The organism is Streptomyces sp. NBC_01717 (assembly GCF_036248255.1).
In the GTDB taxonomy this organism is placed as follows: Bacteria; Actinomycetota; Actinomycetes; order Streptomycetales; family Streptomycetaceae; genus Streptomyces.
Genome location: NZ_CP109178.1, coordinates 618,000 through 641,963, shown reverse-complemented (window position 1 = coordinate 641,963; position 23,964 = coordinate 618,000). Strand labels below are relative to the sequence as shown.

The following is a 23,964-nucleotide window of genomic DNA, read 5'->3' as shown; positions in this document are numbered from 1 at the left end:
CTCCCGTCGCAACGCCGGGACACCCGGGATAGAGGTGCAGCGCCGTGAACGAACCCGTCGCCAGGAGGATGGGCGACTTCCCGTCCAGGGCCGCCCCCTACGGCGGTCAGGGGTCCTCGGCCAATCTCGCCGACATCCTGGAGCGGGTCCTGGACAAGGGCATCGTCATCGCGGGCGATATCCAGATCAACCTGCTGGATATCGAACTGCTCACCATCAAGCTGCGCCTGCTGATCGCGTCGGTGGACAAGGCGAAGGAGATGGGCATCGACTGGTGGGAGCATGATCCTTCGCTGTCCTCACGCGCCAACGACGGCTACCGCTCACTCGCCGAGGAGAACAAGAGGCTGCGTGCCGAGATAGAGGCGATGCGCGAGGGCGGTGAGTTGCCACCGGCCGAGGGCGAGGTGAGCGGCTCTGCAGCCCCGCGCCGCGCTTCACGTACCAAACGTGCAGCCCCCAGAGCCCGCAGCCAGAGGCGGGACACGCCATGACCGAAGTCATCGCCTATGCCTACGCCGTCGCGCGGGATGCTGACGGGTCATTGGAGGAGGTTCTGTCGGGGCTTCCCGGAGTGGCGGATGCGCCTGTGCATCTGGTGCGCGCAGCGCAAGGTGACGATGTGGTAGTTGCCGTGAGCGCGGTGCCTGAGCAGGACTTCCAGGAGGCCGCGCTGCGCTCGCATCTCGAGGACCTGGACTGGCTGGAGTCCGTCGCCCGCGCCCATAACCGTGTGATCGACGCGTTGGCTGCTCGCACCACCGTCCTGCCACTTCGTCTGGCGACGGTCTACCTCGACGACGAGCGAGTGCGCCTCATGCTCCAGACCCGTCGCGAGGCATTTGCCGGCCGACTGACCGCGCTGGCCGAGCAGGTGGAGTGGGGCGTCAAGATCTATGTCGAGGCGCCCGAGGCAGCCGCCAGTCCGGCAGACCCACCCACGGAAGCGGATCTGAGTCCGGGACGGGCTTACCTCAGCCACCGCAGAGCACAACGACACGCCCGCGAAGACGTCTATCGGAGCGCCTCACAGGCAGCCGAGCGGATCGAATCCGCAGCCCGTGTCCATGCAGTCGACCGGGTACAGCACCGGCCGCAGCAGGGCGAACTCGCCCGCGGGCCCGGAGAGAACGTCATCAACGACGCGTACCTCGTGCCGCTCCAACATGCTGAATCCTTCCGCGCCGGCGTGCTGCAGGCTGCGGAAGGATTTCCAGGGGTGCGCGTCGAAGTCACCGGGCCCTGGGCCCCCTACTCCTTCGCCACGCCGGCCGATGTCGAGCAGATGAAGAGGGTCGTCCCGTGAAGGCGCCGGGCAGGCCGCAGGCCATATCTGAGGAACCGCTGGCGGAGCGGCAGATCGCGCTGATCGACTTGCTGGACCGACTGCTCAGCGGGGGCGTGGTCCTCACCGGTGACATCGTGCTCTCCATCGCCGATATCGACCTCGTACGCATATCGCTGCGCGCGCTGATCGTCTCCATCAGCGAACAGAATCCGTCCCCGTGGCAGGCCATTTCAGCACCCGCAGGAGACAACGATGACAGGTGAGGACCACCCGCCCGGCAACCGCTTCGACGAAGTCGCCGACGCCGCCACGCGCGCCTTCCGCCTGCTGCCCGCGCCGCCGCAGGATGTCATGACCTGTGGTCGTGCGGACCGCAGGCCGGCTCAGCGGATCACCACCGACCCCGACACGGTGGAACGAGATCTGATGAAGCTCGTCCTCACGATCGTCGAGCTGCTGCGACAGCTCATGGAACGCCAGGCTCTGCAGCGGGTGGACGCCGGAGGCCTCACCGAGGAGCAGGAGGAGCGCCTGGGAGAAACGCTGATGATTCTGCACGATCGTATGATTGAACTCTGCGCTCGATACGACCTTTCCATGCAAGACCTCAATCTGGATCTCGGTCCTCTCGGAACCCTGCTGCCACCCACAGAATGACCTTGAAGGAGCACATCATGGGCATCGGAAAGAAAACCAGGAGCATCGGAAAAATGATCGAGGGAAAGACCAAGGAAATGGCCGGGAAGGCCGTGGGCAACAAGAGTATGGAGAAAAAGGGAAAGGCCGAAATGGTCAAGGGAAAAGTGAGGCACGCGGTGGAGAAGGGCAAGGAAACCTTCCGGCACTGAAGACCCTCAAGCTATGAAGCAGCAGCTTCCGAACGCTCTGGGCCGTTGACACACCCTTGCGTATTCAACCGGCGCCCGGCAGCTGAACGTGGACGGTGCCATTGCCGGGTGCGGGGCATCCCACTCATCCGCTCCCGCCGAGGGCCCCGTCGACGACGGCCCACCAAGCTCCACGCCGACAAGGGCTACGACTACGACCACCTGCGCCGATGGCTCCGGTCCCGGAACATCACCCGGCGCATCGCCCGCAAGGGCATCGAGTCCTCTCAGCGGCTGGGCCGTCACCGTTGGACCGTGGAGCGGACGGTGGCGTGGCTGGCCGGGTGCCGCCGCCTGCACCGCCGTTACGAGCGCAAGGCGGAACACTTCCTGGCCTTCGCCGGTATCGCCGCGGCGCTCATTTGCTTCCGGCGCCTCTCGCGACAGGAGTGAAGCAGCGGGCTCCCGCTACGGGACGTTCCAGGCGGCGATGAAGGGCTGCTCGTCCTCGCCGGCCAGGAAGCTGAGAGTGCCTGGATGCGGGTGGCCGAGCAGTCGGCTGGCGGATGCATCGAGGCCGAGCCAGCGCACGGTGAGTACGCGCGCCAGATGACCGTGGGCGACGACGGCGACGTCACCAGCGCCTAGCAGCGGCCGGATCCGGTCCAGCACCGCGTCCGTGCGCTCTGCCACCTGCTGGAGCTGCTCGCCAGGATGGGCCGCGTCGCCGGGAATGACGCCGTCCCGCCACAGGTCCCAACCCGGCCTCGTCTCCTGGATCTGCGCTGCGGTCAGGCCCTCATAGCCGCCGTAGTCCCACTCCATCAGGTCGGGATCGGGTCTGACGCCGGTCAGGCCAGCCAGCTCGGCCGTCCGCACAGCGCGGCTCAGCGGGCTGCTGAACACGGCGGCCAGATGGCGTCGGGCAAGCCTCGGAGCGAGCGACTTGGCTGCGGCCTCGCCCGCGTCAGTGAGCGGAATGTCGGTACGGCCGGCGTGCTGGCCCGACAGGCTCCATTCGGTCTGGCCGTGCCTGATCAATATCAGTTCACCCATGACTGCGCACGATATCTGATCAATCATGCGACACGGCCGGACACTTCGTCACCTGCGCCCTCATCTGCTGCAGCCGACTCACCGAATGAGATGACGTCTAAAACGCAGCGAGGCCCTTCCCGTGCTCCAACTACGGGAAGAACCTGGTGCGTTCTGCGGGTCAGCGTATCGGCGGTCGTCGTGTCCGGGCTGGGCACGGGTGTTGTCCGCACGCCGCACAACGGCCCCCGGCTCGCTCAGCCGAAAGTCGTTGCCGTGTTCCCTACTACTCCAGCTGCAGATCGTGATCTTGTGAGTGCCTGGCCTGGCGCAGGGCGCCGTGGCGTTAACTGTTCTCGCAGGCCCTGGCTTTGAACTCCGTTACGGGGACAGTGATTGTGGACTCGTCGCCGTTGCCCGAGACGTCGTCATAGCGGACCGTTCCCGGGGTGAGCCGGTCCCGGTCGATCAGAGTGAAGGAGACGCTACTCGATGACCACGAGTTGTCCTTGGTCCAGCCGTACAGGGCATAGGTGGTCTTGGCGGTGAGCGGTTCGAGAGATCTGGTCGCGGTCCAGCCGGCGGAAGGAGAATCGAGGGTCCAGGTGGCAAGACCGGCCGTGAGGGGTCGGTCGGCGGCCCATGAACCGATCGTCATCTCACTGTCGACGTCGGCGCTGTCCACGTACAGGGTCGCGCCATCGATCTGATGCCCGCAGACCATCATGACGCCGAGCAGATGGCCGTCGTCGGTCACGGAGATGCCAGCGACGGCATCGACGGGAACCGTGCACCCTGAGGCTGCGGCCAGGGCCACGCCGGCCGCGAAAGCGCCGAGGAAGCGCCGGAATACCCGCCATGAAACGGTCGGCTGCACAGCGCCCCCTTGCTCGGGGGACCGCCATTTGTACCCCCTGTACTCCGGATGGTAGGGACGACCGCGTCGAGCCGCAGCACCGCCAGCCATCCGTTATGCCCTCGTTGTGGCCTTGTAGCCGCTTGGCTGCCTCAGCCCAAGGGACGGTGACGTTGCCCGGGACCTTGTGCGCATCGGCCGGGCGGGCGGGCCGCTTGCGGCGCGCGTCGCGGCAGTTCACGGTCCGGCATTCTTCGTCGATGTAGCAGTTGTGGGCGCACCGGTCGCGGCCGAGGTCCTGAATCCCGAAACGCTCGACCGGGAGGCGCTTGCCAAGGGCCTCACTCAGCTCACTCCTCTTCTTCTTCGTCTCCTTGCTCTTCGTCGTCCTCTTCCCAATCGCCCTCGTCCTCTTCGTCCTCCTCGCCTTCGTCCTCCTCGCCTTCGTCCTCCTCGTCCTCTTCCTCGCCTTCGTCCTCCTCGTCCTCTTCCTCGCCCTCTTCGTCCTCGCCCTCTTCGTCCTCGCCCTCTTCGCCCTCGTCTTCGTCCTCTTCGCTGTCGTAGCCCTCTTCTTCTTCGTCCTCAAGAGCGTCTTCGTGACTCCGTACGACCTCGCCGTCGCGGATTTCGCCGCGCCAGCCATCCGGCTCTTCGTCGGTGAGGGTGACGTGGCGCTGGAAGTGCTTGAGGTCCAGCCGCAGTCGCCGCCCCTGAGCACGCCACAGATTTCCGGTCTTTTCGAAGAGCCCAGAGGCGTAGTACTCGACGACCAGAACAATGCGGGTCAGTCCGGGTGCCAGTTCATGGAAACTGACCGCACCCCGGGTCGATCCCTTGGCGCCTTCGGACGTCCAGACGATGCGTTCGTCGGGCACCTGCTCCTGGACGGTCGCTTTCCAACCCCGAGTCGACGGACCGACTTTGACCTTCCAGTCACTGGTCGTCTCGTCGGTCGGTGAGACACTCCGTACGCCCTTGGTGAAGCTGCTGAACTTCTCGTACTGCGTCCAGTGGTCGTAGGCCGTACGCAACGGCACCCCCACATCGATGACCTCGATGATGTTGGTGACCTTCTTGTCGCCTGATTTGCGCCCATGCCCGCCGCCGAGCGCTTCCTTGGCCTTCCCCAGGACGCTGTCCTTGACGTGCTTCGCCGTCCCGGAGAGCGCAGCCTTGAGGGGGGAGTCACCTCCGAGGAGGGCGGATCCGACCTTGGAGAGTGATCCGCCGTTCTGCGCGACGTCGGTGAGCTGGTCCGTCACATCGATCAGCTTGTCGCCGGCCCGTTCGGCCAGATCCCCCACCCACGCTGTGAGATAGTCCCCGACTTCTTCACGCAGCCGGTCGAGTCCCGATTCCGCGTTGTCCTGTTCCGTTTTTGCCATGACCGGTTACCTCCGGCGCTCGACGCGCGATGATGTCTTCTTGGCGCTCTTCCGGGCGGTCTTCTTCGCAGCGGGAGCGGCCTTCTTCCGTGCGGCAGTCTTCTTGCCGGGTGCTGTCTTCTTCGCGGCAGATTTCTTCGCAGGTTGGGCGGCGGTCTTTTTCCCTGGCCTCTTCGCGGTGGCCTTCTGGGTCGCGGTCTTCTTGGTAGCCGTCTTCTTCGCGGCAGTCTTCTTAGCAGGTGTCGTCTTCTTCGCGCCGGTCTTCTTGCCGGGTGTCGTCTTCTTCGCGGCAGTCTTCTTAGCAGGTGTCGTCTTCTTCGCGCCGGTCTTCTTGCCGGGTGTCGTCTTCTTCGCGGCAGTCTTCTTAGCAGGTGTCGTCTTCTTCGCGCCGGTCTTCTTGCCGGGCGCCGCCTTCTTCGCGGCAGCCTTCCTAGCAGGGGCCGTCTTCTTGGCGGCGGTCTTCTTGCCGGGTGCTGTCTTCTTCTTCGCGGCTGCCTTCTTTGGGGCAGCCTTCTTCGCGGCCGGCTTTTCCGCCCCTTTCTTCGCGGGGGCTGCCCGCTTTGTCGCGTCACGCCGGCCAGCGGCCGGCTTGCTGGGCGTACGCTTACTCGGCGCCGCTTTCGTAGCAGTTCGGGGACTGCGACGGCGTGGCCGCTCCTCGGGCTCTTCCTCCGGTTCCTCTTCTTCCGGTTCCTCTTCTTCGAGCTCCGGTTCCTCCGCCTCTTCCTCCGGTTCCTCCTCCTCTTCTTCTTCTTCGGGCTCCCCTTCCTCGCCTTCTTCTTCGGGCTCCTCTTCCTCCTCGTACTCGCCCTCCTCGTATTCCTCTTCGGGTTCCTCTTCCTCTTCGTATTCCTCTTCCGGCTCCTCGGCCTCGTCGCGGGCGTACTCCTCCTCGCCCTCTTCCTCTTCTTCCTCCCCCTCTTCCGGTTCTTCCCCGCCGCTTTCGAGCTGGAGGGTACGTTCCCGGAGTGAATCGGCGAGGGTCGTCAGGCGACGGTTGGCAGCGGCGGTGACTGCCTCCCGGCCCGCGTTCATGACCTCCCCACGCAGCTGCTCACCCAGATCCGCAACCTGTGGGATCTCTCCGAGCTTGCGGATCCCTTGAGTCACGAGCTGTCGCGGTTCCAGCCCGAATTGACGCCCGGCAATATAGGACGCCGCCGTAAGAGCGAACCGGCCCTTCTTCGTACGGCCCAGCACATAGCCGCCGGCCAGGGCTGCGGCGAGCAAGATCTTGTTTGTGTCATTCATGGGTGCGTCACCTTTTCATGGGCAGGCAGCCGATCGGCGTCTGCGCAGGGGGCCGCCACGAGCGGCATTGCTCCGCCATATCCAGGGTTGATGGGCGTCCTGGCCCGCGCATCCCGAGCGGCCCGTGAGACACCTTTGGGCGAGCTGCAAAACAGGCTGATCCCGCTGTGTGACGGGACGTCCGGGCGGGCATGGGCCGTGCCGTAGTCGTGGGTGGCGCCACTAGGTATTCGTGTCTCTACGGGCCGCCATATGGGTCACGGCCGCCGAGTGTCCGGCCGCCGCCGCAAGGCGATGCCTGCTACTGCTGGTGCCTTCCGTGCCGGGCAGTGTCACGCCGCACCTGGGAACGCCAGAACGCTGGCGGATCCGTGGGTGGCCTGAACGAGCTGGTGATCACTGTGCCGACCGGATCAGTGGACGCAAGTGTCATCGTTCTCGAATGTGCGGAGCCCGAAGACCTTGCGGAGTTACGCCGCATTCCTCGATGCGGAAATCCACGTGATGAGCGATCCTGATTGTGTGGAATTGGCCGGCCACAGGGGCGTACACCTGGCGATCCGCAGGGATCACGGCTACGCACCTTCCAGCTGGCCGCGGCCGGAGAACGCCCATCAGGCCCATCTTCGGATACTCGTTGCGTACGGTGATTTGGACGAGGCGGAACGCGAGGCGATCAGCTCGGCGCGATGCCGACAGTCACCAAGGACAGCTGTGGGCCACGCGGCGTGCGCTTCTACGCCGACCCCGCCGGGCACTCCTTCTCCTTCGCGGTGTTCCCACGGAACGAGCCGACGGGTCGAGGAAGGGAAGCGCCATGAAGCTGCCGGAAGCCCGAGGAGAGGTGTCTACGGCTTTGATCGAGGCGCTCGGCCGGGAACCGGGTCGGCGAATGCTGCCAGACACGTCCCTGGTGGGGAGCGCCGACCCGTACGGCGACGATCTTCAGCTGGCCCTGTATCTCTGTTACGAGTTGCACTACCGCGGCTTCGACGGGGTGGACGGCGCCTGGGAGTGGGATCCGGAACTGCTCAGGGTGCGTGCCGCGCTGGAGCGGGGATTTCTGGTGGCTCTGCGCGCTGACGTGCCGGTTGCCGAGGATGTCGGCAGCGCACTGGACGAAGCCCTGCTCGAGCCGGTGGACGCCGAAGGTGTGTCGTACTTCCTGCGGGACGAGGGCGAGCTGTGGCATCTGCGCGAGTACGCCGCCCAACGCTCGTTGTACCACTTGAAGGAGGCCGATCCGCATGTGTGGGTGATTCCACGCCTGACTGGTCGGGCCAAGGCGGGAATGGTAGCTGTGGAGTACGACGAATTCGGAGCGGGACGGGCGGAACGGATCCACTCGAAGCTCTTCGCCGATCTGATGGCCGACCTCCACCTGGACACCTCGTACGGGCGCTACCTCGACGCCGGATCGGGGCAGATGCTCGCGACCGTCAACCTCATGTCGCTCTTCGGGCTCCACCGCTCACACCGTGGTGCGCTGGTCGGTCACTTCGCCTCGGTGGAGATCACCTCCTCCCCGGGGTCGAGGCGCCTCGCGGAGGCATTGAAGCGAGCCGGTGCCGGGCCTGCGGCGGTCCACTTCTATACGGAGCATGTCGAGGCCGACGCCGTGCATGAGCAACTCATGCGGCATGAGGTCGTCGCCGGTCTGCTCCAGGCGGAGCCGGGTCTGGCACCAGATGTCGCGTTCGGCATTGCGGCCACCGGATGGTTGGAAGACCGGTTCGGGGAGCAGTTGCTCGGCGCCTGGCGGGACGGCGGGTCCTCACTCCGCGTGCCGCTGCTCGACACTGGCGGAGAGTAGACCGCCGGGGTTACATGTCCCCAAGATAGGGCGGTGGTGGCGGCAAAGCGTTCACGACGATCGCGGGTGGGGGATTCGAAGGAGTGGGCACCTGAATGAGGAAGGGAAAGAACTCGATCTGGCCACCCCTGTTCACAACCCGCTTCGATACCCGGTAGCACACGATCGCGTTCGGATCACTCATGGTCGTATAGCACTGGAGTGCCGACGGCGCGACCTGGGAAATCTGCGGTGAGGCAACGGAGGCACTCGCTGATGTGCCCAATATGCCGGCCTCCAAGCACAAGGAGGCTGCCGCTGCGACAGTGATGGTCCGCAAGGTTGTCTTCTTCATGTTCATCAGCCCAAAGGCTAGGGGTGAACTGGACTGTCCCATCAGCGCGCTAGGCCTTCGCCTATATTTTCTCATGCTTCGGCTGTGTCATCACTTCCCATCGCGCACCCGCGTGCCGGTGCCCGACGAGCGGTCGCTGGAGGCAACTCCTGGGCCATGACCGGTTGGTTGAATCCGGAGAAGATTTCGGTGTCTTGAGCAGTAGTTGGGCCGGCGCGATCATCAGCGGCGGGACCATCTCACCGCCGGCTTGGGCCAGTTCCTTGCTGCCGGGGATTCCATGTATCGCGGGCGTATCGAAAATCGCATATGCCACTGCAACGGCCCGCCGTCTCCAATGGGGGCATGAACCACGACGCATCCCTGTCAGCACCACCCCGCCGCAGGCGCAGGATCGTGCTCCTCAGCCTGGCGATCCTCGGCGTGGCGAGCGGCGCGTTCGTCGTGCGGCGGCCGCTCATGATGTCCGCTCCGATGTGCATGGCCGGGCGGTGGCACGGCTGCTTCGATACGTTCAACGGTGTGGTGCTCATCACGTTGGTCGCGCTGCCGTTGGCCGCGCTGGTGGTGTGGGTTCTGGCGCGCCGTCGACGCGCCGCCGACGGCACATCGGCATGGCGGACGTCGCTGGCCGAGGTGGGCATGGTCCACGGGACGGTGCCGTTCCTATGGCTGACCATGATGCCGGGCGCCGGGGCCGGCACCGTCCCCGGCCGGGTGAGCCTGGTACCGCTGCGGGACCTGCTCACGATGGGGCCGCTCGGGATCGTCGGCAACCTGCTGGTCTTCGCGGCGCTGGGGTTCTTCGCCCCGATGCGGTTCGCGGCGCTGGCGTCCGTGCCGCGGATCCTGGCGCTCGGGGCGGGCTGCTCGGTCCTGGTCGAAACCGCACAGTACGTCCTGCGTCTGGACCGGGTGTCCTCCGTGGACGACGTACTGGTCAACACCGCCGGCGCCGTGCTGGCCGCGCTGGCGTCGCGCCGCTGGTGGTGGCGTACTGCGACGGAAACGCCGTCGGACCAGCCTCGCCCCGCGCTGGCACCGGCAGGCTGAGTCGGGTGTCCGGTGTGCACACGTCCTCGCATACGTCGGCGATATGTTGTGCTGCTTACGCTTCAGACATGCGCGTACTGATCGTGGAGGACGAGCCCTACCTTGCCGAAGCCGTCCGTGACGGCCTGCGGCTGGAGGCGATCGCCGCCGACATCGCAGGCGACGGCGACTCCGCCCTGGAACTGCTCAGCGTCAACTCCTACGACCTCGCGGTCCTCGACCGCGACATCCCCGGCCCCTCCGGCGACGAGGTGGCCCGTCGCATCGTCGCCTCCGGCAGCGGCATCCCGATCCTCATGCTCACCGCTGCCGACCGGATCGACGACAAGGCTTCCGGGTTCGAACTCGGCGCCGACGACTACCTCACCAAACCGTTCGAGCTGCGGGAGCTCGTCCTGCGGCTGAGGGCGCTCGACCGCAGACGCGCGTACGCCCGGCCCCCGGTCCGCGAGATCGCGGGCCTGCGGCTCGACCCCTTCCGCCGGGAGGTCTTCCGCGACGGACGCTACGTCGCGCTGACCCGCAAACAGTTCGCCGTGCTGGAAGTCCTCGTCGCCGCCGAGGGCGGGGTCGTCAGCGCCGAGGAGCTGCTGGAACGGGCCTGGGACGAGAACGCCGACCCCCTCACCAACGCCGTGCGCATCACCGTCTCCGCACTGCGCAAACGGCTCGGCGAACCATGGATCATCGCCACGGTGCCCGGCGTCGGCTACCGGATCGACACCCGTATGGACACCACTGCCTCCGGCAAGGGCACCACCGGCCCCGGCAGTACGCATGCATAGACGCCCAGGGCTCAGCGCCCGACTGAAACTCACCCTCAGCTATGCCGGATTCCTCGCCGTCGCCGGCGCTCTCCTGCTGGCCGTGGTGTGGGTGTTCCTGCTGCGCTACGTACCCGACAGCCCCAAGGGCCTTCTCGGGATCTCGCCCAACCGCTACCTCCTTGTGCACACCTTCGCCCCCGCCGCGGCCGTGGCGATGGTCTTCCTGCTGGTGTTCGGCCTCCTGGGGGGATGGATCCTCGCCGGCCGGATGCTCGCACCACTCACACAGATCAGGGAAGCGGCACGGATGGCCGGGAACGGGTCGCTGTCCCACCGGATCCGCATGAAGGGCCGCCAGGACGAATTCCGTGAACTCTCCGACGCGTTCGACTTGATGCTCGAACAACTCGAGTCCCACGTCGCCGAGCAGCAGAGGTTCGCCGCGAACGCCTCCCACGAACTGCGCACCCCGCTGGCGATCTCGCGGACGCTCCTCGACGTCGCCCGCAAGGACCCCACGCGGGACCGGGGCGAACTCATCGAACGCCTGCACGCTGTCAATACGCGGGCGATCGACCTCACCGAGGCCCTCCTGCTGCTCAGCCGCGGCGAGCGCGGAAACTTCACCCGCGAGAGGGTCGACCTCTCTCTCATCGCCGAAGAAGCCGCCGAAACGCTGCTTCCTCTCGCCGAACAGCGCCGGATCACACTCGACGTCACCGGCGGAGCGGCTTGGACCAGCGGCTCCGCGGAGCTCCTGCTGCGGATGGTGACGAACCTCGTCCAGAACGCCGTCGTCCATAACCTCCCCGCCGGCGGCACCGTGACGGTCCACACCGAGGCGCACGGCGACACGAGCGTGCTGCGGGTCGAGAACACGGGCCGTCGGCTCCCACCGGAACTGGTACCGACCCTCACCGAACCCTTCCAGCGCGGAACGGAACGCGTACGCACCGACGAGCACGCCGGCGTCGGCCTCGGCCTGGCCATCGTGCACAGCATCGTCCGCGCCCACGACGGGACCCTCGACCTCGCCCCCCGCCCGACCGGCGGTCTCCTCGTCACGGTCCGGCTTCCCGGCACGCCGTAGGCATCGTCCCCCAGCGGAGCTCACCAGATCATTGACTGGAAGTTCGGTGCAGGCCAGGGGAGCGTGGCAGCGATTGGTCAGAGGAGCGTCGAGACGCTTTTCGGGTTCGTTCCGCAGTTACGGAACAGCCTGAACGATCTCGTGCATGGTTGGCGGTCGGGCATCGGGCCGCGCCCAGTGCCGCGAGAAGGTCCGAGCGCGACCTGTCAGCGACACCCGCGGGCGTTGAGCCGGGCGGCCTGGCGCGTCAGGTGGTCGCGCTCGGCGAGGTTGGGTGCCTTTCGGGCCGCCTCGGCGTACAGCCGTGCCGCCGTCGCCAGGTCGCCGTCGCGCTCGTGGAGGTACGCCGCCACCGCGGCATGGCGGGGCAGTGAGTCGTCCAGCGCCACGAGCGCCGCCAGGCCGGCGCGCGGTCCGTCGGCCTCGCCGACGGCCACGGCGCGGTTGAGCCGGACGATCGGGCTGTCGGTCAGGCGCGCGAGTTCGTCGTACCACTCGACGATCTGCACCCAGTCAGTTTCCTCGGCAGTGGGCGCGTCGGCGTGGAGTGCCGCGATCGCGGCCTGGGCCTGGAACTCGCCCAGCCGGTCACGGGCGAGGGCTGCCTGCAGGATCTCGACGCCCTCTGCGATCGACTCGGTGTCCCACTGGCCGCGGTCCTGCTCGGCGAGCGGCACCAGGCTGCCGTCGGGCGCGGTCCGGGCGGCGCGCCTGGCGTGGTGGAGCAGCATGAGGGCGAGCAGCCCCGCGACCTCGGGGTGGTCGATCGCGGCCGCGAGCTGTCGGGTGAGCCGGATGGCTTCGGCGGCGAGGTCGACGTCGCCCGAGTAGCCCTCGTTGAAGACCAAGTAGAGGACGCGCAGCACGGTGGCGACTTCGCCGGGCTGGTCGAACCGCACGCCGGAGACGGTGCGCTTGGCCCGGCTGATGCGTTGCGCCATGGTCGCCTCGGGCACCAGGTAGGCCTGGGCGATCTGTCGGGTGGTCAGCCCGCCGACGGCGCGAAGCGTGAGCGCGACGGCGGACGACGGCGTCAGCGACGGATGGGCGCACAGGAAGTAGAGCTGGAGCGTGTCGTCGACCGTGGGCGCGGGCCCGGGCGCCGGCTCCTCGTCGACGACGTCCTCACGCCGGCGGCGGGCTGTGTCCGCCCGGGTGGCGTCGAGGAATCGGCGCCAGGCCACGGTGACCAGCCAGCCCTTCGGGTCCCGCGGGAGGTCGGCCGGCCAGACGCGGACCGCCTCGACCAGCGCGTCCTGTACGGCGTCCTCGGCCGCCGCGAAGTCGGCTCCGCGGCGGACGAGGATGGCGAGCACGCTCGGCGTGAGGCTCCGGAGCAGGGCCTCGTTCACTTCAGTGGCACTCCGTGATGGTGGGCTGCACGCCCAGGAACGGGCGCAGCTCGAGCCACTCGTGGATCGGCTTCCCGCCCGCCCCGGGGGCGGCCGACAGCTCCCCGGCCAGCTCGACGGCGCGCTCGTAGGTGTCGACGTCGATCACCATCCAGCCGGCAATGAGGTCCTTGGTCTCGGCGAACGGGCCGTCGGTGACCGGCGCGCGGCCATTGCCGTCGTAGCGGACCCATGCTCCCTCGGGGGCGAGCGCCTGACCGTCGACGAACTCGCCTGTCTTCTCCAGCTGGGCCGCGAAGTCGTTCATGTACTGCACATGCGCCGAGATCTCCTCCGGCGTCCACTGGTCCATCGGCACGTCGTTGACCGCAGCCGGGGCGCCGCGGTAGTGCTTCAGCAGCAAGTACTTGGCCATCGTGTTTCTCCTCTGTGCTCGTGCGACCCATTGTGGTCGCGTTCACCCCGGGGACGGAGCCGGCCGTGGGTTCTCGACATCGCCATCCGATTTTTTGGCTCTCGTACATGAACCTGGTGAGCCGGCTCGCGGTGTCCGGGTCCACGGCATGGCGCGAGGGCGAGACGGAGCGCGGGGCCTTCCAAGATCAGCAGCGACCGAGCAACTGAATCAAGGGAAGGCCTCGTGTGCGTCACTGACGGCTTCGCGCCGCCACGGGCCAAGCCCACCAGCCAGGCGGCGAAGCGGGCGGTCAGCCCGCTGCGGCTCGACGACATCACGCTGTCGGCCATCGCGCGGCGGCTCGGGGTGCACCGGCACACCCGCTGGCTGCTGCCGCCGAACGGCGTGTACGCCAGGAGGCCGACTTCCGTCGTAGGCTGAATCGCGCACGTGATGGACAGGAGGCTGAGGTGGCCGAGACGGCGCTGACCGAGACGACGGTGGCCGAGGTGATGGCCGAGCTGGCCGAACTCGAGGACCCGAAGACACGCGAGGTGAACGAGAAACACGGTGACGATCACGGTGTGAACCTCAGCAAGCTGCGCGCGCTCGCGAAGCGGCTGAAGACGCAGCAGGAACTCGCGAGCCGGCTCTGGGAGACGGATGACACCGCGGCGAGACTGCTGGCGATCCTGATCTGCCGCCCGAAGGCGTTCGAGCGTGACGAGTTGGACGTCATGTTGCGCGAGGCGCGCACACCCAAGGTGCACGACTGGCTCGTGAACTACGTGGTGAAGAAGAACCCGCACTCCGAAGAGCTGCGCCTGGCCTGGTCCGCCGATCCGGATCCGGTGGTCGCGAGTGCCGGCTGGGCGTTGACCACCGAACGCGTGGCGAAGAAGCCCGAGGGCCTCGACCTCGCAGGACTGCTCGACGTCATCGAGGCGCAGATGAAAGAGGCCCCGGCTCGCCTGCAGTGGGCGATGAACCACTGTCTGGCTCAGATCGGGATCGAGCACGCCGAGCACCGCACCCGCGCGATCGACATCGGTGAGCGCCTGGAGGTGCTCAAGGACTACCCGACTTCCCCGGGCTGTACGTCTCCGTTCGCGCCCGTCTGGATCACCGAGATGGTGCGCCGACAGCACGACAAGTAGGAAGGTTCGCGCTCACGGTGGCGCCTGCTGACCGGCCCGTGGCTCGAACGGAACCGCAAGGCAGGCGCGGGTTCCGTTCGCCAGGACGACTCACCTTGTCTCGCCACCCGCAGGCCGGTGACCTGAGGACGATGGCCGCGAGGCAGTCGCGGTTGCGGCAGGGCGGCTATCCGACGAGTGTCTGGGTGCCGAGGACGGCGAGGAGCTCCAGGCGTTCGGTGTCCTGGGTGCCGGGCTCAGCCGTGTAGATCATGATGCGCAGGTCGCTGCCCGCCACGCTGAGCACATCGCAGTCCAGCGTCAGGGAGCCCACCTGCGGGTGATCGATGGTCTTGCGCGCAGCCTCGTGCTGACCCAAGGCGCCCGCATCCCACAGTTCGGCGAACCGTTCGCTGTTCGTGCACAACTCTGTGACCAGGCGCCGCAGTTGCTGGTCATCCGGGTACCGGCCAGCAGTCGCGCGCAGGTCGGCGACCACCGCGGTCTCCATCGCGCGCCGGGACTGCGTCGTATGGCGGACGCGATCACCCGACCCGAGGAAGGCGCGCCATACGCCGTTGCGCTCCCGGCCGTGCCGCTCGCCCATCAGCGCCGTGTACAGAGGGTTGGCCAGCAACTGCGTCCACGCCGCGTCGAAGACCGCGACGGGCGTCCCGGTCAGCCGGTCCAGCATCCGGTGCACGCTCGGCGTGATGTAGGCAGGCACCGTGCCCTGCCCCGGGGGTACGAGCCCGGCGACGTGGAACAGGTGCTCGCGCTCGGCCGCGGAGAGGCGCAGGGCACGCCCCAGGGCCTCGACGACCTGCTCCGAGGGGTTGGTCGCCCGGCCCTGTTCCAGACGGGTCACGTAGTCGACCGAGATCCCGGCCAGCAGGGCCAGCTCCTCCCGGCGCAGTCCGGCCGCGCGCCGATGTCCGCCCGCGGGCAGCCCGGCCGCTTCCGGGGAGACCCGGTCGCGCCAGCGCCGCACCGTGCGCCCGAAATCCGTGCTCGTCATGTCACCACTGTGCACCGCCGCACGCGGAACTTCCTGGTACCGGCAGTCCCAGGAAGACGGGACGCCTGGCTGCTTCCGACAGTCAGCAGCAGCCTGGAGGCATGACAACGACACTGATCACCGGAGCGAACAAGGGTCTCGGCTTCGAGACCGCCCGCCGCCTCGCCGCCGCGGGCCACACCGTCTACATCGGAAGCCGGGACGCCGAACGCGGGCGCCGCGCCGCCGAGCAGCTGGGCGCACGGCTGGTCCAGCTCGATACCACCAGCGACGCGTCCGTGGAGGCGGCGGCGAGGACCATCGAGGCCGATGGAGGGCTGGACGTACTGATCAACAACGCAGGCATCGAGGAAAGGGGTGCCGGCAACGTCGTGATCGGCGCCGCGGACGTGACCGCAGACATGATGCGGAACACGTTCGAGACGAATGTCTTCGGCACCGTGCGGGTCCTGCACGCGTTCCTGCCGCTGCTCGAGCGTTCCGAGGCCCCGGTCGTGGTCAACGTCAGCAGTGGTCTGGCCTCGCTGACCCGGCTCACCGCGGCGGGAACCCCGTCCTACGCCTACCCCGGCGTGGCCTACCCGGCGTCGAAGACAGCGGTCAACGCGATCACCGTGCAGTACGCGAAGGCGTTCCCGAACATGCGGATCAACGCGGTGGAGCCCGGCTTCACCAAGACCGACCTGAACGGGAACACCGGCGTCCAAAGCGTCGAGCAGGGCGCCGAGATCATTGTGCGTATGGCACAAGTGAGCCCCGACGGCCCCACCGGAGGCTTCCTCGACGTCGAGGGCATCCTGCCCTGGTAAGGCCGCACCAGCCGCCATCACTCGACGGCGCCGCGTCCGCCCCGACCTGCCCGGCCGGGTGGGCGCGGTCTCCTGTCCAAAGAGGCTGTCGCGCAGCCCGGCTGAAGCCACTTCTACGCGGCGGGCTCGGCGGTCCAGGAGATGTGCGGGGGCACTACCCGTGCGCACAGGGGGTTGCCGCACGCGTCGGTCAGCCCGAGCCGTCCGACCAGCAGGCCGTTCTGTGCGGCGGCGGCGAGTACGTCGGCGGGGACCGCGTCGAGCATGAGCTTGGCGCGGCGGAACATCGTGAAGATGCCCGACTCGTCGACCGTGCCCCACGACAGATAGATGAACCGGTGGCCCAGACGGTCCTGCACGTAGGGGCCTTTCACCTCGGTGCCGGTCGGCGAGGAGATCGCGGTGCACTCCAGGGTCCACGTCGCGGACGCGGCGTCGCCGGGCTGCGGGTCGAGGAGTTCGGCCGGACGGTCGCGGCGTTGCACGGCGGCGTGGATGTTGCCGTACGCGGGGACTTTGGCGTCGGCGGGAGCCGGGCAGGTGAGGCCGGGCAGGTCGACGGCGTCGATGCGGATGTGCATGCCGGCCATCATCCTCCATCCCTCGTCACCATCCCCGCACGACTGCGAAGGGGCATCCCGCAAGCGGGACACCCCTCCACCGACAAGATTTTCAGGAGACTTCTAGACGGTGCCGTTCTCCCACCACCAGGCCCGGCCGAGGTCCGCCCGGCTGTCGACGTGCTGGTGGTCCGCGGTGTAGGTCTCCAGGCCGGAGAAGCCGGAGGTCTCCGCCTTCTGGTAGACGGTCTTGTTGGGCACTCCGGAGACGGCGAGGTCGGCCGCCGTGCCGTACAGGTGCATGCTGTCGCTGGCACCGCCGACGTCGGCATTGTGAGCGATGCTGCGGAAACCGGAATTGACCGTGATGGGGACGTTGCCGAGCTTCTTGCGCAGCGCCTCCAGCTTGTACATCGCGCGGCGGACGTTCTCCTTGACGTCGGTCGCGCTCAGCTTGCCGCCGGAGAAGTTGCCGCTGATCCGGTCGGTGAACTCGCTGAAGTCGAAGTGCACGGTCGAACCGTCCGACTGCTCCAGGGCGTTGAGCTGCGACTGGGTCGCGGGGCCGGCGCTGCCGTCGGCGGTGAGTCCGTAGGCCGCCTGGAACCGGCGGACCGCCGCCGCAGTGCCGGCACCGAAGTTGCCGTCGATGGCCACGCGGGTCTGGCCGGCACTGTCCGCGGCCCACCCGGCGACTCTGATCTGCAGTTCGGTCACGTCGGCGCCGGTGGCCCCCTGGTTCAGGGTGCGCGACCAGGAGTACGCCTGCGCGGTCCCCGACAGCAGCACGGGCCCGAGTACGGCACCGATACCGGCGGCCAGCGTCCCGCGCAGCGCCGTACGGCGGTCGAACGAGTGCGGAAAGCGGAAAAAGGAGCGGGAATGAGCCATTTTCGTCCTTTCACGGACCTGTCGCAGTGCAGTGGATGACGCGAACTGCGCCAGTGTCATGGACATGCGGGTGCGGCGGAAGAGCGCCGCTGTCGACATCGCTCCTGCCGGCGTCCGTCGGTACTGGTTCCTCCGGAGTCGCGCCGAAAAGCCGTCAGGGTCGGGGATCTCCAGGGCGGTATCCCGGATGAGGGACGGGGCTGCGGTGGATCGCGATGATGGCGGCGTCGTCGCCCAGGCGTCCGCCGACGTAGGCGAGGAGGTCGCGTCGCAGGTGGTGCAGGAGTTTCTCCGGGGGGCTCTCGGTCCACTGGGCGGCGCGTTCCGCGAGCGGGTAGAAGTCGCCGCCTCGGTCGCGCGCTTCGATGACGCCGTCGGTGAAAAGGAGGAGGGTGTTTCCCGCCTCGAAGGCGAACGCGTCGACGGTGTAGCCCGCCGGCCCCATGTCGCCGATCCCCAGCGGGGGCGCTGGGTGCCGACTCGGTACGGCTTCCGCGTGTCCTGGGCTGAGCAGCAGGGGAGCAGGGTGGCCGCAGCTGGTCATTCGGCTGATGGGGCCCTCCTCGGGGATCTCCAGCAGCAGCGCTGTCACGAAGCGCTCCCCGGCGTCATCCCCATCCTCCGGCTCGAAGTCGGCGTGGTAGCGGGTGACGCTCTGATCGAGGGCTGCTGCCAGTGTGGGCAGACCGGTGTGCTGGTGGGCGGCCTCGCGGAAGGCGCCGAGCAGGAGGGCTGCTTCTTCGATGGCGGCCAGGCCCTTGCCTCTCACGTCGCCGATCATCATGCGGGTTCCGCCCTCGATGCGGGTGGCCGCGTAGAGGTCGCCCCCGATCTGGGCCTCGTCCTCGGCGGCCAGGTACAAGGAAGCGATCCGCAGGGGGCCGATCCGGTCCGGGAGCGGCCGCAGCAATACCTTCTGTGTGGTTTCGGCCACCGAGCGCACCCGGGCGAGCTGTCGGATGTGCCGCTCGCGTATCAGGCAGAAGAACACGGTCAGGGCCGAGAGGATCGCGAGGGCGGCAATCTGCACCAAAGCGTTCCGGGAGGTCAGTACGCCGGAGTGCAGGGCGATGAATGCCTGGGCCCCCACGGCCAGGAACCCGACCACTCCGGTCAGTACGGGGCCCTCGAAGGAGGAAGTGATCGCGGGCGCGATGACCAGCAGCGGTCCCAGATAGATGTCTTCCGGCAGCAGGATGTCCACGGTTGCGATCACGACGATGAGCGCGACGGGAATCGCCAGGAGCGCATGGCTCGGCCGCCATGACTCCCGCAGACCTGTGACACCTTCCCTTAGGCCCACGTCTTCCACAGTGCACCGCCCCGGGGCCGCTGACGAGTCGGCCAGGTGCGGTCGATCAAGGGCGAGGCCTGACGTTGCGTGTCGCGCACCGCCCTCGGTACCGGCGCTCCGGCGGAAGGCACCGACGGGATCGGTGCTGCATGGGATCGGTGAGAAAGTGACCGACCGTGCCATTGCCGACGTCATCGGCTACCACTCGCCGGAGCGCTGTCGGCCGGTCATCGGCATCGGTGCGCCCCCGTCGGGTCGCCGAGGTGAACGGTAGGAATTCCGGTCGCCGCAGCCACCCCGCGTACCGCACGGATCCACCGCCGCCTGTCAGACCTTGCGCCAGCGGGCATTGGCCCAGGAGAAGACCCCGAACGCCGCGAGGCCGACGGCGATGAGCACCAGCAGCCAGGGCCCTGCAGGGGTCTCGGTGAAGGAGCGCAGGGTGTCGTCCATGCCCTTGGCCTTGCCGGGCTGGTGCTGGACGGCTGCCGCGACGGCGAAGGTGCCCGCGACAGCGAAGACGATGCCTCGGGCGGCGCCGCCGAACATCCCGAGGAAATCGATCACCTTGCGGGCCTTCTCCGACATCTCGAACATCTTCAGGTGCTTATGGAACTTTTGCATGATCGCCCTCGCCGCGATCCATATACCGGCCGCGGCCACCGCGATACCGGCGACGGCGACGATCCACTGCCCGCCGGGCCAGTCCAGCGCTTTCGCCGTGACGTCCTGGGAGTCCCTGTCGGAGCTGCCGCTGCCGCTGCCCTTGTCTCCGGCGGCGTAGGACAGCACGGAGTACGAGACGAATCCGTAGAAGACGAAACGGCCGGCGGCCATCGCCCTCTTACTCGCCTTCCTGCCGTCCGGGCCCGCCTGACCGAAAGCGGCTTCTGACAGGCGCCACAGGGCCATGCCCGCCAAGGCTGTGCCGAGCAGCCAGAGCAGAACGGTACCGAAGGGCTTCTCGGCGATCTCGGCTATCGCACCGCCGCGGTCCGCCTGCTTGCCACCGCCGTCGGAGAGTGCGATCCGAAGCGAGAGGACGCCTATCAGTACGTAGATGACCCCGCGGGCGACGAAGCCCGCACGGGCTGCGGCCGAAACTGCTGTGCTGTTCGCCGCGCGTTGGGCGTGCACGCGTCCACGTGCCTTCGCCGGTCCAGTTGCCATGCCCACCGTGTGCCCCCGCAGGGGCATGCGATTCCTGGAGTCGGCCCTCTGCTTCACTCCCGCTCAGTTCCTGGGAACGGTGGCGAAGTAGTGGCCCTTGTCGAGGTCGTCGATGAGCCCGGACCGGGTCGGCTGCCACCCCAGGAGTTCGCGGGTGTGCGAGCTGGAGGCGGGGCTGTCCATGCCGAGGAAGCCGGCCAGCCAGCTGAAGTGCCCGGGCGCGTCGTCCGGGGAGACCGAGGCCACGGGCAGGCCGAGGTGTCGCCCGATCACTTCGGCGACGGTACGGATCGGCACGCCCTCGTTCGCGATCGCGTGCAGCGTGGAGCCGGCCGGAGCGCTCTCCAGTGCCAGGCGGAAGAGGTGCGCGGCGTCGGACCGGTGCACGGCGGGCCAGCGGTTGTCGCCGTCGCCTATGTAGCCGGAGAAGCCCTTTTCGCGGGCGATGGCGACCACGGTGGCGAGGAACCCGTGGTCCCCGTCGCCGTGAACGGTGGGAGGGAGCCGGACGACCGACGAGCGGACGCCGCGGTCCGCGAGGGCGACCGTCGCGTGAGCGTTGGCCAGCCGCTTGGCCGGGCCGCCGGCCAGGTGGGCACCGACCGGGCCGGACTCCTGGCCGTCCTGCTCGGTCGCGACCCGTCCCGGCGCCAGACCGAGTGTGCCGGAGGCGATGAGGAGCGGGCGGTCGGAGCCGGTGAGCGCCTCGCCGAACGTGTCGATGGCACGCCGGTCCGCATCGGCGGCGTCCTCGAAGCCGCCGCTGAACGCGATGTCGTGCTTGAAGGCGAGGTGGATCACGCCGTCGGCGTCGGCAGCCGCGCTGCGCAGCGTGTCGAGATCGTCGAGCGTGCCGCGGCGTACCTCGGCGCCGGCTTCGGCGAGGGCGTCAGCCGAGGCGTCCGAGCGGGCGAGCCCGACGACCTGGTGGCCGGCGCCGATGAGTTCCGGAACAACGGCTGAACCGATCCAGCCGGACGCGCCGGTGATGAACACACGCATGAGGAGAACCTCCGGGTAGGGCGACCGTCTCCGCGCCGCGCGGTACCGGGGGAACCAGGACTCGCGTGGCGTGGCGCACGTGCCTATGTCAGTGACTGTCATCAACCGTAGCACCTGATGTCAGTCACTGCCATCACGTAGGATCGGGCCATGGGTCGATGGGAGCCGAACGCGCGCGGGCGGCTGGAGCAGGCAGCGCTGGACCTCTACAGCGAGCGCGGGTTCGAGCAGACCACCGCCGCGCAGATCGCCAAACGCGCCGGGCTCACCGAGCGGACGTTCTTCCGGCACTACGCCGACAAGCGCGAGGTGCTGTTCGGGGGTTCGCACGCGCTGGAGGAGATCTTCGTGGACACCCTCGCCGGCACCCCGGACTCAGCCGCGCCGATCGACGCGATGGCCTCGACGCTGGAGACCGTCGCCACCTTCTTCCTGGAGCGCCACGAGTTCGCCCGGCAGCGCCAGGCCGTCATCATGGCGAACGCGGAGCTGCGCGAGCGCGAGCTGATCAAGCTTGCGTCTCTGTCCGCGGCGCTTGCTGCCACGCTGCGCCGACGCGGCGTCAAGGACCCGGCCGCGAGCCTCACCGCGGAGGCGGGTATCGCCGTCTTCAAGGTCGGGTTCGAGCGCTGGGTCGGCGACAGCGGGGAACGTACCCTGGCGGACTTCTTTCGGGAGTCGCTCGACGAACTCAAAGTGGTGGCCGCGGGCGAGTGACCGCAGGTCCGGTGCGGGCAGCAGGCCACCGCCGGTCCGTCGGTGAGCGGTTGGCCGTATCCGAAAAATGTGACTGGTGATCAGGCTGTAGCGGCTTCGGGACGCCTCGACCGGGACGTCGTGTTCGAAGCGGGCGCCGGCCCGCACCGGTGCCACCGGGTGCGGCGCATTTGGCTGCCAGGAGCAGCGATCCCACCTCGGGCTTTCTTGGCCGCCCGGCCCCATGGAGTACGGCGCACGTACACCCACCGTACGGACGACTCCGGCAGCGTGCGGGCATGAACGGAGAGCGACTGTCGTCCGTGGACGAGCTCATGGCACTGCTGGCCGACTGCGAGGATGTCTGGGACACCCCAGACCGCTCAGGCGACCTGGTGGACATCCTCGACCATGGCCTGCAGGTTGCGGCGGTCCTCGCCGAGCGTCACCCCGACGACGAAGAGCTGCAGGTCGCCGGGCTCGTTCACGACATCGGCCACCACCTGCTGCCCGGCGACGAGGCCGGCCACGGCGAGCACGCCGCGGCGGCCGTCGTCGAGCTCCTCGGCGCCCGGGTCGCCCGCCTGGTCGCCCTCCACATCCCCGCCAAGCGCTACTTGGCCGCCACCGACGCGCGCCTGGTGCTGTCCCCGGAAAGCGCCCGCACCCTCGGCTGCCAGGGTGGCGTCATGACGTCGGAGGAAGTCGCCGTCTTCGAGGCGGACCCCGACTCCACAGCGGCCATCGCGCTGCGCCGCGCCGACGACGCGGGCAAAGTCGTGGGCCTGCGCGTGCCGGGGCTGGACTGCTGGCGTCCAGTGGTGGAGCGCGTGGCCGCGGTGACGGCGCGAGACAGGGCCGCGTAGGACTTGTTCTCGAGGTCACTCGCGATCGGCTCCGGCTGTCTTTGTCGCTCTTGGCTCTGACCTGCAAGTATCGATAGAACTTGGCTGGTTCAAATGGGTGACTGGGAAGACGGTGGGAAAACGTAGCTAAAGGTCGTCACGAATCCGAGCGCGGCGAAACTGCGCGGCTCGTGGCGCTGGGACACCCGGTCCACCAACCCCGGCGGATACACCCAGGTCAACAGACCAAGACCCGATAAGTCAGACGCACTCGCAGCCACCCACACCACCCCCGGGACCCACTGCCAACCAGCCTACGCCCACGGCAAAAGCAACGGCATTGGTCCTAGACCGTGTCCGTCACTTCTTGCTGCTCGCCTGAACAAGGAAGAAGGGTGGCAGCTCGGCCCGTTGCGGTTGTTCAGCCGCGACCGGGGAACTGGGGATGGGCTCTGCGGTTGCTTCGAGCAGGAAACCGTGTCCGCCCAGGGCGTTGAGGTAGGTGGACAGCATTCGGTGCTGGTTTCCCGCGCGGCGCACGCCGTGCGGGTTGTCCGAGCGCCAGAGTCCCTCGGCGTGGTAGTCGCCCACCACACGGCGGGGACGTCCTTGTGCGTGATCCGTCCAGGTCGTATGCGGTGCTTCGAAGCAGGGGTGCGGGATGGTGAAGGCGAGACGTCCGCTTGGTACCAGGACACGTCGTACTGCCGTGAGTGCGGCGGAAAGATCGGGGACGTTGTTCAGGGACAGCCCGGCGGTGACCCAGTCGACGGAGCATGTGGCCACCGTGGCCAGGGTGCACCCGTCGTCGACCGCGTAGTGGGCGCCGGGCGGGCCGTCCTTCGTAGCGGCCTGCGCGTGCTCGATCATGCGCGGGAACGGATCGATGCCCTGGGCCCACGCACCGCGGGCAGCTAGGGCGCGGGTGGGGGCCGGGCGTTGGCGGCTCCGCCGCGCTGGCAGACGGGCACGCGGATGAGGTTGAAGCTGCGGCGATCGGGTGCGTGATCGGGCTTCTGCCCCGCCAGCTGCGGGACCAGCTCCCGAATCCGGTGCCTGGCGCTGTCGTCGATGCCAGGCCGGCCCGCCCAATGC

At 68.1% G+C, this 23,964-nt stretch carries 27 protein-coding genes and 2 pseudogenes; 16 read left to right on the top strand and 13 right to left on the bottom strand.

Annotation, left to right across the window (positions count from 1 at the left end):
* The first annotated feature begins 68 nt into the window (after window positions 1-68).
* From OHB49_RS03160 to OHB49_RS03135, 6 genes and pseudogenes are all read left to right on the top strand, one after another.
* The gene (locus tag OHB49_RS03160) at window positions 69-494 is read left to right on the top strand and encodes a gas vesicle protein (protein WP_030979107.1); all 426 of its coding nucleotides are present in this window, start codon (window positions 69-71) and stop codon (window positions 492-494) included.
* Window positions 491-1,306: a GvpL/GvpF family gas vesicle protein gene (locus tag OHB49_RS03155; RefSeq protein ID WP_329157715.1), complete on the top strand. Its 816-nt coding sequence runs from the start codon at window positions 491-493 to the stop codon at window positions 1,304-1,306. Before OHB49_RS03160 ends, OHB49_RS03155 begins: the two co-directional genes overlap by 4 nt.
* On the top strand, window positions 1,303-1,551 hold the full coding sequence (locus OHB49_RS03150; RefSeq protein ID WP_030979104.1) for a gas vesicle protein: 249 nt from the start codon (window positions 1,303-1,305) through the stop codon (window positions 1,549-1,551). The genes OHB49_RS03155 and OHB49_RS03150 overlap by 4 nt, the downstream gene beginning before the upstream one ends.
* Window positions 1,541-1,945 carry a gas vesicle protein K gene (locus OHB49_RS03145; RefSeq protein WP_030979103.1) on the top strand — a complete coding sequence of 135 codons (405 nt, stop codon included), beginning with the start codon at window positions 1,541-1,543 and terminating at the stop codon, window positions 1,943-1,945. The genes OHB49_RS03150 and OHB49_RS03145 overlap by 11 nt, the downstream gene beginning before the upstream one ends.
* A 17-nt stretch (window positions 1,946-1,962) precedes the next feature.
* On the top strand, window positions 1,963-2,136 hold the full coding sequence (locus tag OHB49_RS03140; RefSeq protein ID WP_329157711.1) for a CsbD family protein: 174 nt from the start codon (window positions 1,963-1,965) through the stop codon (window positions 2,134-2,136).
* 117 nt (window positions 2,137-2,253) lie between these two features.
* A pseudogene (locus OHB49_RS03135) lies at window positions 2,254-2,568 on the top strand (transposase); the annotation flags it as partial.
* 15 nt (window positions 2,569-2,583) lie between these two features.
* On the opposite strand, the gene OHB49_RS03130 reads toward OHB49_RS03135, so the two are convergent.
* The 4 genes from OHB49_RS03130 to OHB49_RS03115 form a co-directional block, all read right to left on the bottom strand.
* On the bottom strand, window positions 2,584-3,171 hold the full coding sequence (locus tag OHB49_RS03130; protein WP_329157709.1) for a histidine phosphatase family protein: 588 nt from the start codon (window positions 3,169-3,171) through the stop codon (window positions 2,584-2,586).
* Window positions 3,172-3,496: 325 nt separating this feature from the next.
* Window positions 3,497-4,027, bottom strand: coding sequence for a hypothetical protein (locus OHB49_RS03125; protein WP_329157707.1), 531 nt, complete (start codon window positions 4,025-4,027; stop codon window positions 3,497-3,499).
* A gap of 329 nt (window positions 4,028-4,356) precedes the next feature.
* A complete protein-coding gene (locus tag OHB49_RS03120; protein ID WP_329157706.1) occupies window positions 4,357-5,391 on the bottom strand; it encodes an SRPBCC family protein in 1,035 nt (344 codons plus the stop codon).
* 6 nt (window positions 5,392-5,397) lie between these two features.
* Window positions 5,398-6,642, bottom strand: a complete 1,245-nt coding sequence (locus OHB49_RS03115) for a histone protein (RefSeq protein WP_329157704.1) — start codon at window positions 6,640-6,642, stop codon at window positions 5,398-5,400.
* Between the two features lie 416 nt (window positions 6,643-7,058).
* Between OHB49_RS03115 and OHB49_RS03110 the strand changes: the two are divergent.
* The 5 genes and pseudogenes from OHB49_RS03110 to OHB49_RS03090 all read left to right on the top strand — a co-directional run bounded on the left by OHB49_RS03110 (window position 7,059) and on the right by OHB49_RS03090 (window position 11,699).
* Window positions 7,059-7,463 (top strand): annotated as a pseudogene (locus OHB49_RS03110) (VOC family protein).
* Entirely contained in the window at window positions 7,460-8,455 is a 996-nt protein-coding gene (locus OHB49_RS03105) for an iron-containing redox enzyme family protein (RefSeq protein ID WP_329157703.1), read from the top strand. Before OHB49_RS03110 ends, OHB49_RS03105 begins: the two are co-directional and overlap by 4 nt.
* 679 nt (window positions 8,456-9,134) lie before the next feature.
* Window positions 9,135-9,842, top strand: a complete 708-nt coding sequence (locus tag OHB49_RS03100; RefSeq protein ID WP_329157702.1) for a VanZ family protein — start codon at window positions 9,135-9,137, stop codon at window positions 9,840-9,842.
* Window positions 9,843-9,910: 68 nt separating this feature from the next.
* A complete protein-coding gene (locus tag OHB49_RS03095) occupies window positions 9,911-10,627 on the top strand; it encodes a response regulator transcription factor (RefSeq protein WP_329157700.1) in 717 nt (238 codons plus the stop codon).
* Complete coding sequence (locus OHB49_RS03090; RefSeq protein WP_329157697.1) at window positions 10,620-11,699, top strand: sensor histidine kinase; 1,080 nt, start codon at window positions 10,620-10,622, stop codon at window positions 11,697-11,699. Before OHB49_RS03095 ends, OHB49_RS03090 begins: the two co-directional genes overlap by 8 nt.
* 206 nt (window positions 11,700-11,905) lie before the next feature.
* On the opposite strand, the gene OHB49_RS03085 is transcribed toward OHB49_RS03090, so the two are convergent.
* Together OHB49_RS03085 and OHB49_RS03080 are read right to left on the bottom strand one after the other, a co-directional pair.
* A complete protein-coding gene (locus tag OHB49_RS03085) occupies window positions 11,906-13,051 on the bottom strand; it encodes an RNA polymerase sigma factor (RefSeq protein ID WP_329157695.1) in 1,146 nt (381 codons plus the stop codon).
* A 1-nt stretch (window position 13,052) separates the two neighbouring features.
* A complete protein-coding gene (locus tag OHB49_RS03080) occupies window positions 13,053-13,466 on the bottom strand; it encodes a YciI family protein (RefSeq protein WP_329157694.1) in 414 nt (137 codons plus the stop codon).
* A gap of 225 nt (window positions 13,467-13,691) precedes the next feature.
* On the opposite strand from OHB49_RS03080, the gene OHB49_RS03075 reads away from it, so the two are divergent.
* Together OHB49_RS03075 and OHB49_RS03070 are read left to right on the top strand one after the other, a co-directional pair.
* Window positions 13,692-13,889: a hypothetical protein gene (locus OHB49_RS03075; RefSeq protein WP_329157692.1), complete on the top strand. Its 198-nt coding sequence runs from the start codon at window positions 13,692-13,694 to the stop codon at window positions 13,887-13,889.
* A gap of 71 nt (window positions 13,890-13,960) precedes the next feature.
* Window positions 13,961-14,605: a DNA alkylation repair protein gene (locus OHB49_RS03070; protein ID WP_329166340.1), complete on the top strand. Its 645-nt coding sequence runs from the start codon at window positions 13,961-13,963 to the stop codon at window positions 14,603-14,605.
* Between the two features lie 166 nt (window positions 14,606-14,771).
* Here OHB49_RS03070 and OHB49_RS03065 read toward each other — a convergent pair whose 3' ends face one another.
* Window positions 14,772-15,602, bottom strand: coding sequence for a helix-turn-helix transcriptional regulator (locus OHB49_RS03065; protein WP_329157690.1), 831 nt, complete (start codon window positions 15,600-15,602; stop codon window positions 14,772-14,774).
* Between the two features lie 101 nt (window positions 15,603-15,703).
* On the opposite strand from OHB49_RS03065, the gene OHB49_RS03060 reads away from it, so the two are divergent.
* Complete coding sequence (locus tag OHB49_RS03060) at window positions 15,704-16,411, top strand: SDR family NAD(P)-dependent oxidoreductase (protein WP_329157688.1); 708 nt, start codon at window positions 15,704-15,706, stop codon at window positions 16,409-16,411.
* 113 nt (window positions 16,412-16,524) lie between these two features.
* On the opposite strand, the gene OHB49_RS03055 is transcribed toward OHB49_RS03060, so the two are convergent.
* From OHB49_RS03055 to OHB49_RS03035, 5 genes are all read right to left on the bottom strand, one after another.
* Window positions 16,525-16,992 carry a DUF5990 family protein gene (locus tag OHB49_RS03055; RefSeq protein WP_329157686.1) on the bottom strand — a complete coding sequence of 156 codons (468 nt, stop codon included), beginning with the start codon at window positions 16,990-16,992 and terminating at the stop codon, window positions 16,525-16,527.
* Between the two features lie 102 nt (window positions 16,993-17,094).
* Complete coding sequence (locus OHB49_RS03050; protein ID WP_329157685.1) at window positions 17,095-17,862, bottom strand: D-Ala-D-Ala carboxypeptidase family metallohydrolase; 768 nt, start codon at window positions 17,860-17,862, stop codon at window positions 17,095-17,097.
* A 154-nt stretch (window positions 17,863-18,016) separates the two neighbouring features.
* The gene (locus OHB49_RS03045; protein ID WP_329157682.1) at window positions 18,017-19,165 is read right to left on the bottom strand and encodes a PP2C family protein-serine/threonine phosphatase; all 1,149 of its coding nucleotides are present in this window, start codon (window positions 19,163-19,165) and stop codon (window positions 18,017-18,019) included.
* 318 nt (window positions 19,166-19,483) lie between these two features.
* A complete protein-coding gene (locus OHB49_RS03040; RefSeq protein WP_329157680.1) occupies window positions 19,484-20,326 on the bottom strand; it encodes a DUF1206 domain-containing protein in 843 nt (280 codons plus the stop codon).
* 63 nt (window positions 20,327-20,389) lie between these two features.
* Window positions 20,390-21,328: an SDR family oxidoreductase gene (locus OHB49_RS03035; protein WP_030979067.1), complete on the bottom strand. Its 939-nt coding sequence runs from the start codon at window positions 21,326-21,328 to the stop codon at window positions 20,390-20,392.
* A gap of 150 nt (window positions 21,329-21,478) precedes the next feature.
* On the opposite strand from OHB49_RS03035, the gene OHB49_RS03030 reads away from it, so the two are divergent.
* Entirely contained in the window at window positions 21,479-22,045 is a 567-nt protein-coding gene (locus OHB49_RS03030; RefSeq protein ID WP_030979065.1) for a TetR family transcriptional regulator, read from the top strand.
* Window positions 22,046-22,323: 278 nt separating this feature from the next.
* Complete coding sequence (locus OHB49_RS03025; protein WP_329157679.1) at window positions 22,324-22,890, top strand: HD domain-containing protein; 567 nt, start codon at window positions 22,324-22,326, stop codon at window positions 22,888-22,890.
* A gap of 339 nt (window positions 22,891-23,229) precedes the next feature.
* Here OHB49_RS03025 and OHB49_RS03020 read toward each other — a convergent pair whose 3' ends face one another.
* A complete protein-coding gene (locus OHB49_RS03020; protein WP_329157678.1) occupies window positions 23,230-23,961 on the bottom strand; it encodes a class I SAM-dependent methyltransferase in 732 nt (243 codons plus the stop codon).
* Between the last annotated feature and the right edge of the window lie 3 nt (window positions 23,962-23,964).

Coding starts and splice junctions, on each gene's coding strand:
- OHB49_RS03160 (WP_030979107.1), top strand. CDS start 69: ATGGGCGACTTCCCGTCCAGGGCCGCCCCCTACGGCGGTCAGGGGTCC.
- OHB49_RS03155 (WP_329157715.1), top strand. CDS start 491: ATGACCGAAGTCATCGCCTATGCCTACGCCGTCGCGCGGGATGCTGAC.
- OHB49_RS03145 (WP_030979103.1), top strand. CDS start 1,541: ATGACAGGTGAGGACCACCCGCCCGGCAACCGCTTCGACGAAGTCGCC.
- OHB49_RS03140 (WP_329157711.1), top strand. CDS start 1,963: ATGGGCATCGGAAAGAAAACCAGGAGCATCGGAAAAATGATCGAGGGA.
- OHB49_RS03130 (WP_329157709.1), bottom strand. CDS start 3,171: ATGGGTGAACTGATATTGATCAGGCACGGCCAGACCGAATGGAGCCTG.
- OHB49_RS03120 (WP_329157706.1), bottom strand. CDS start 5,391: ATGGCAAAAACGGAACAGGACAACGCGGAATCGGGACTCGACCGGCTG.
- OHB49_RS03115 (WP_329157704.1), bottom strand. CDS start 6,642: ATGAATGACACAAACAAGATCTTGCTCGCCGCAGCCCTGGCCGGCGGC.
- OHB49_RS03105 (WP_329157703.1), top strand. CDS start 7,460: ATGAAGCTGCCGGAAGCCCGAGGAGAGGTGTCTACGGCTTTGATCGAG.
- OHB49_RS03100 (WP_329157702.1), top strand. CDS start 9,135: ATGAACCACGACGCATCCCTGTCAGCACCACCCCGCCGCAGGCGCAGG.
- OHB49_RS03095 (WP_329157700.1), top strand. CDS start 9,911: ATGCGCGTACTGATCGTGGAGGACGAGCCCTACCTTGCCGAAGCCGTC.
- OHB49_RS03090 (WP_329157697.1), top strand. CDS start 10,620: ATGCATAGACGCCCAGGGCTCAGCGCCCGACTGAAACTCACCCTCAGC.
- OHB49_RS03080 (WP_329157694.1), bottom strand. CDS start 13,466: ATGGCCAAGTACTTGCTGCTGAAGCACTACCGCGGCGCCCCGGCTGCG.
- OHB49_RS03070 (WP_329166340.1), top strand. CDS start 13,961: ATGGCCGAGCTGGCCGAACTCGAGGACCCGAAGACACGCGAGGTGAAC.
- OHB49_RS03065 (WP_329157690.1), bottom strand. CDS start 15,602: ATGACGAGCACGGATTTCGGGCGCACGGTGCGGCGCTGGCGCGACCGG.
- OHB49_RS03060 (WP_329157688.1), top strand. CDS start 15,704: ATGACAACGACACTGATCACCGGAGCGAACAAGGGTCTCGGCTTCGAG.
- OHB49_RS03055 (WP_329157686.1), bottom strand. CDS start 16,992: ATGCACATCCGCATCGACGCCGTCGACCTGCCCGGCCTCACCTGCCCG.
- OHB49_RS03050 (WP_329157685.1), bottom strand. CDS start 17,862: ATGGCTCATTCCCGCTCCTTTTTCCGCTTTCCGCACTCGTTCGACCGC.
- OHB49_RS03040 (WP_329157680.1), bottom strand. CDS start 20,326: ATGGCAACTGGACCGGCGAAGGCACGTGGACGCGTGCACGCCCAACGC.
- OHB49_RS03035 (WP_030979067.1), bottom strand. CDS start 21,328: ATGCGTGTGTTCATCACCGGCGCGTCCGGCTGGATCGGTTCAGCCGTT.
- OHB49_RS03030 (WP_030979065.1), top strand. CDS start 21,479: ATGGGTCGATGGGAGCCGAACGCGCGCGGGCGGCTGGAGCAGGCAGCG.
- OHB49_RS03025 (WP_329157679.1), top strand. CDS start 22,324: ATGAACGGAGAGCGACTGTCGTCCGTGGACGAGCTCATGGCACTGCTG.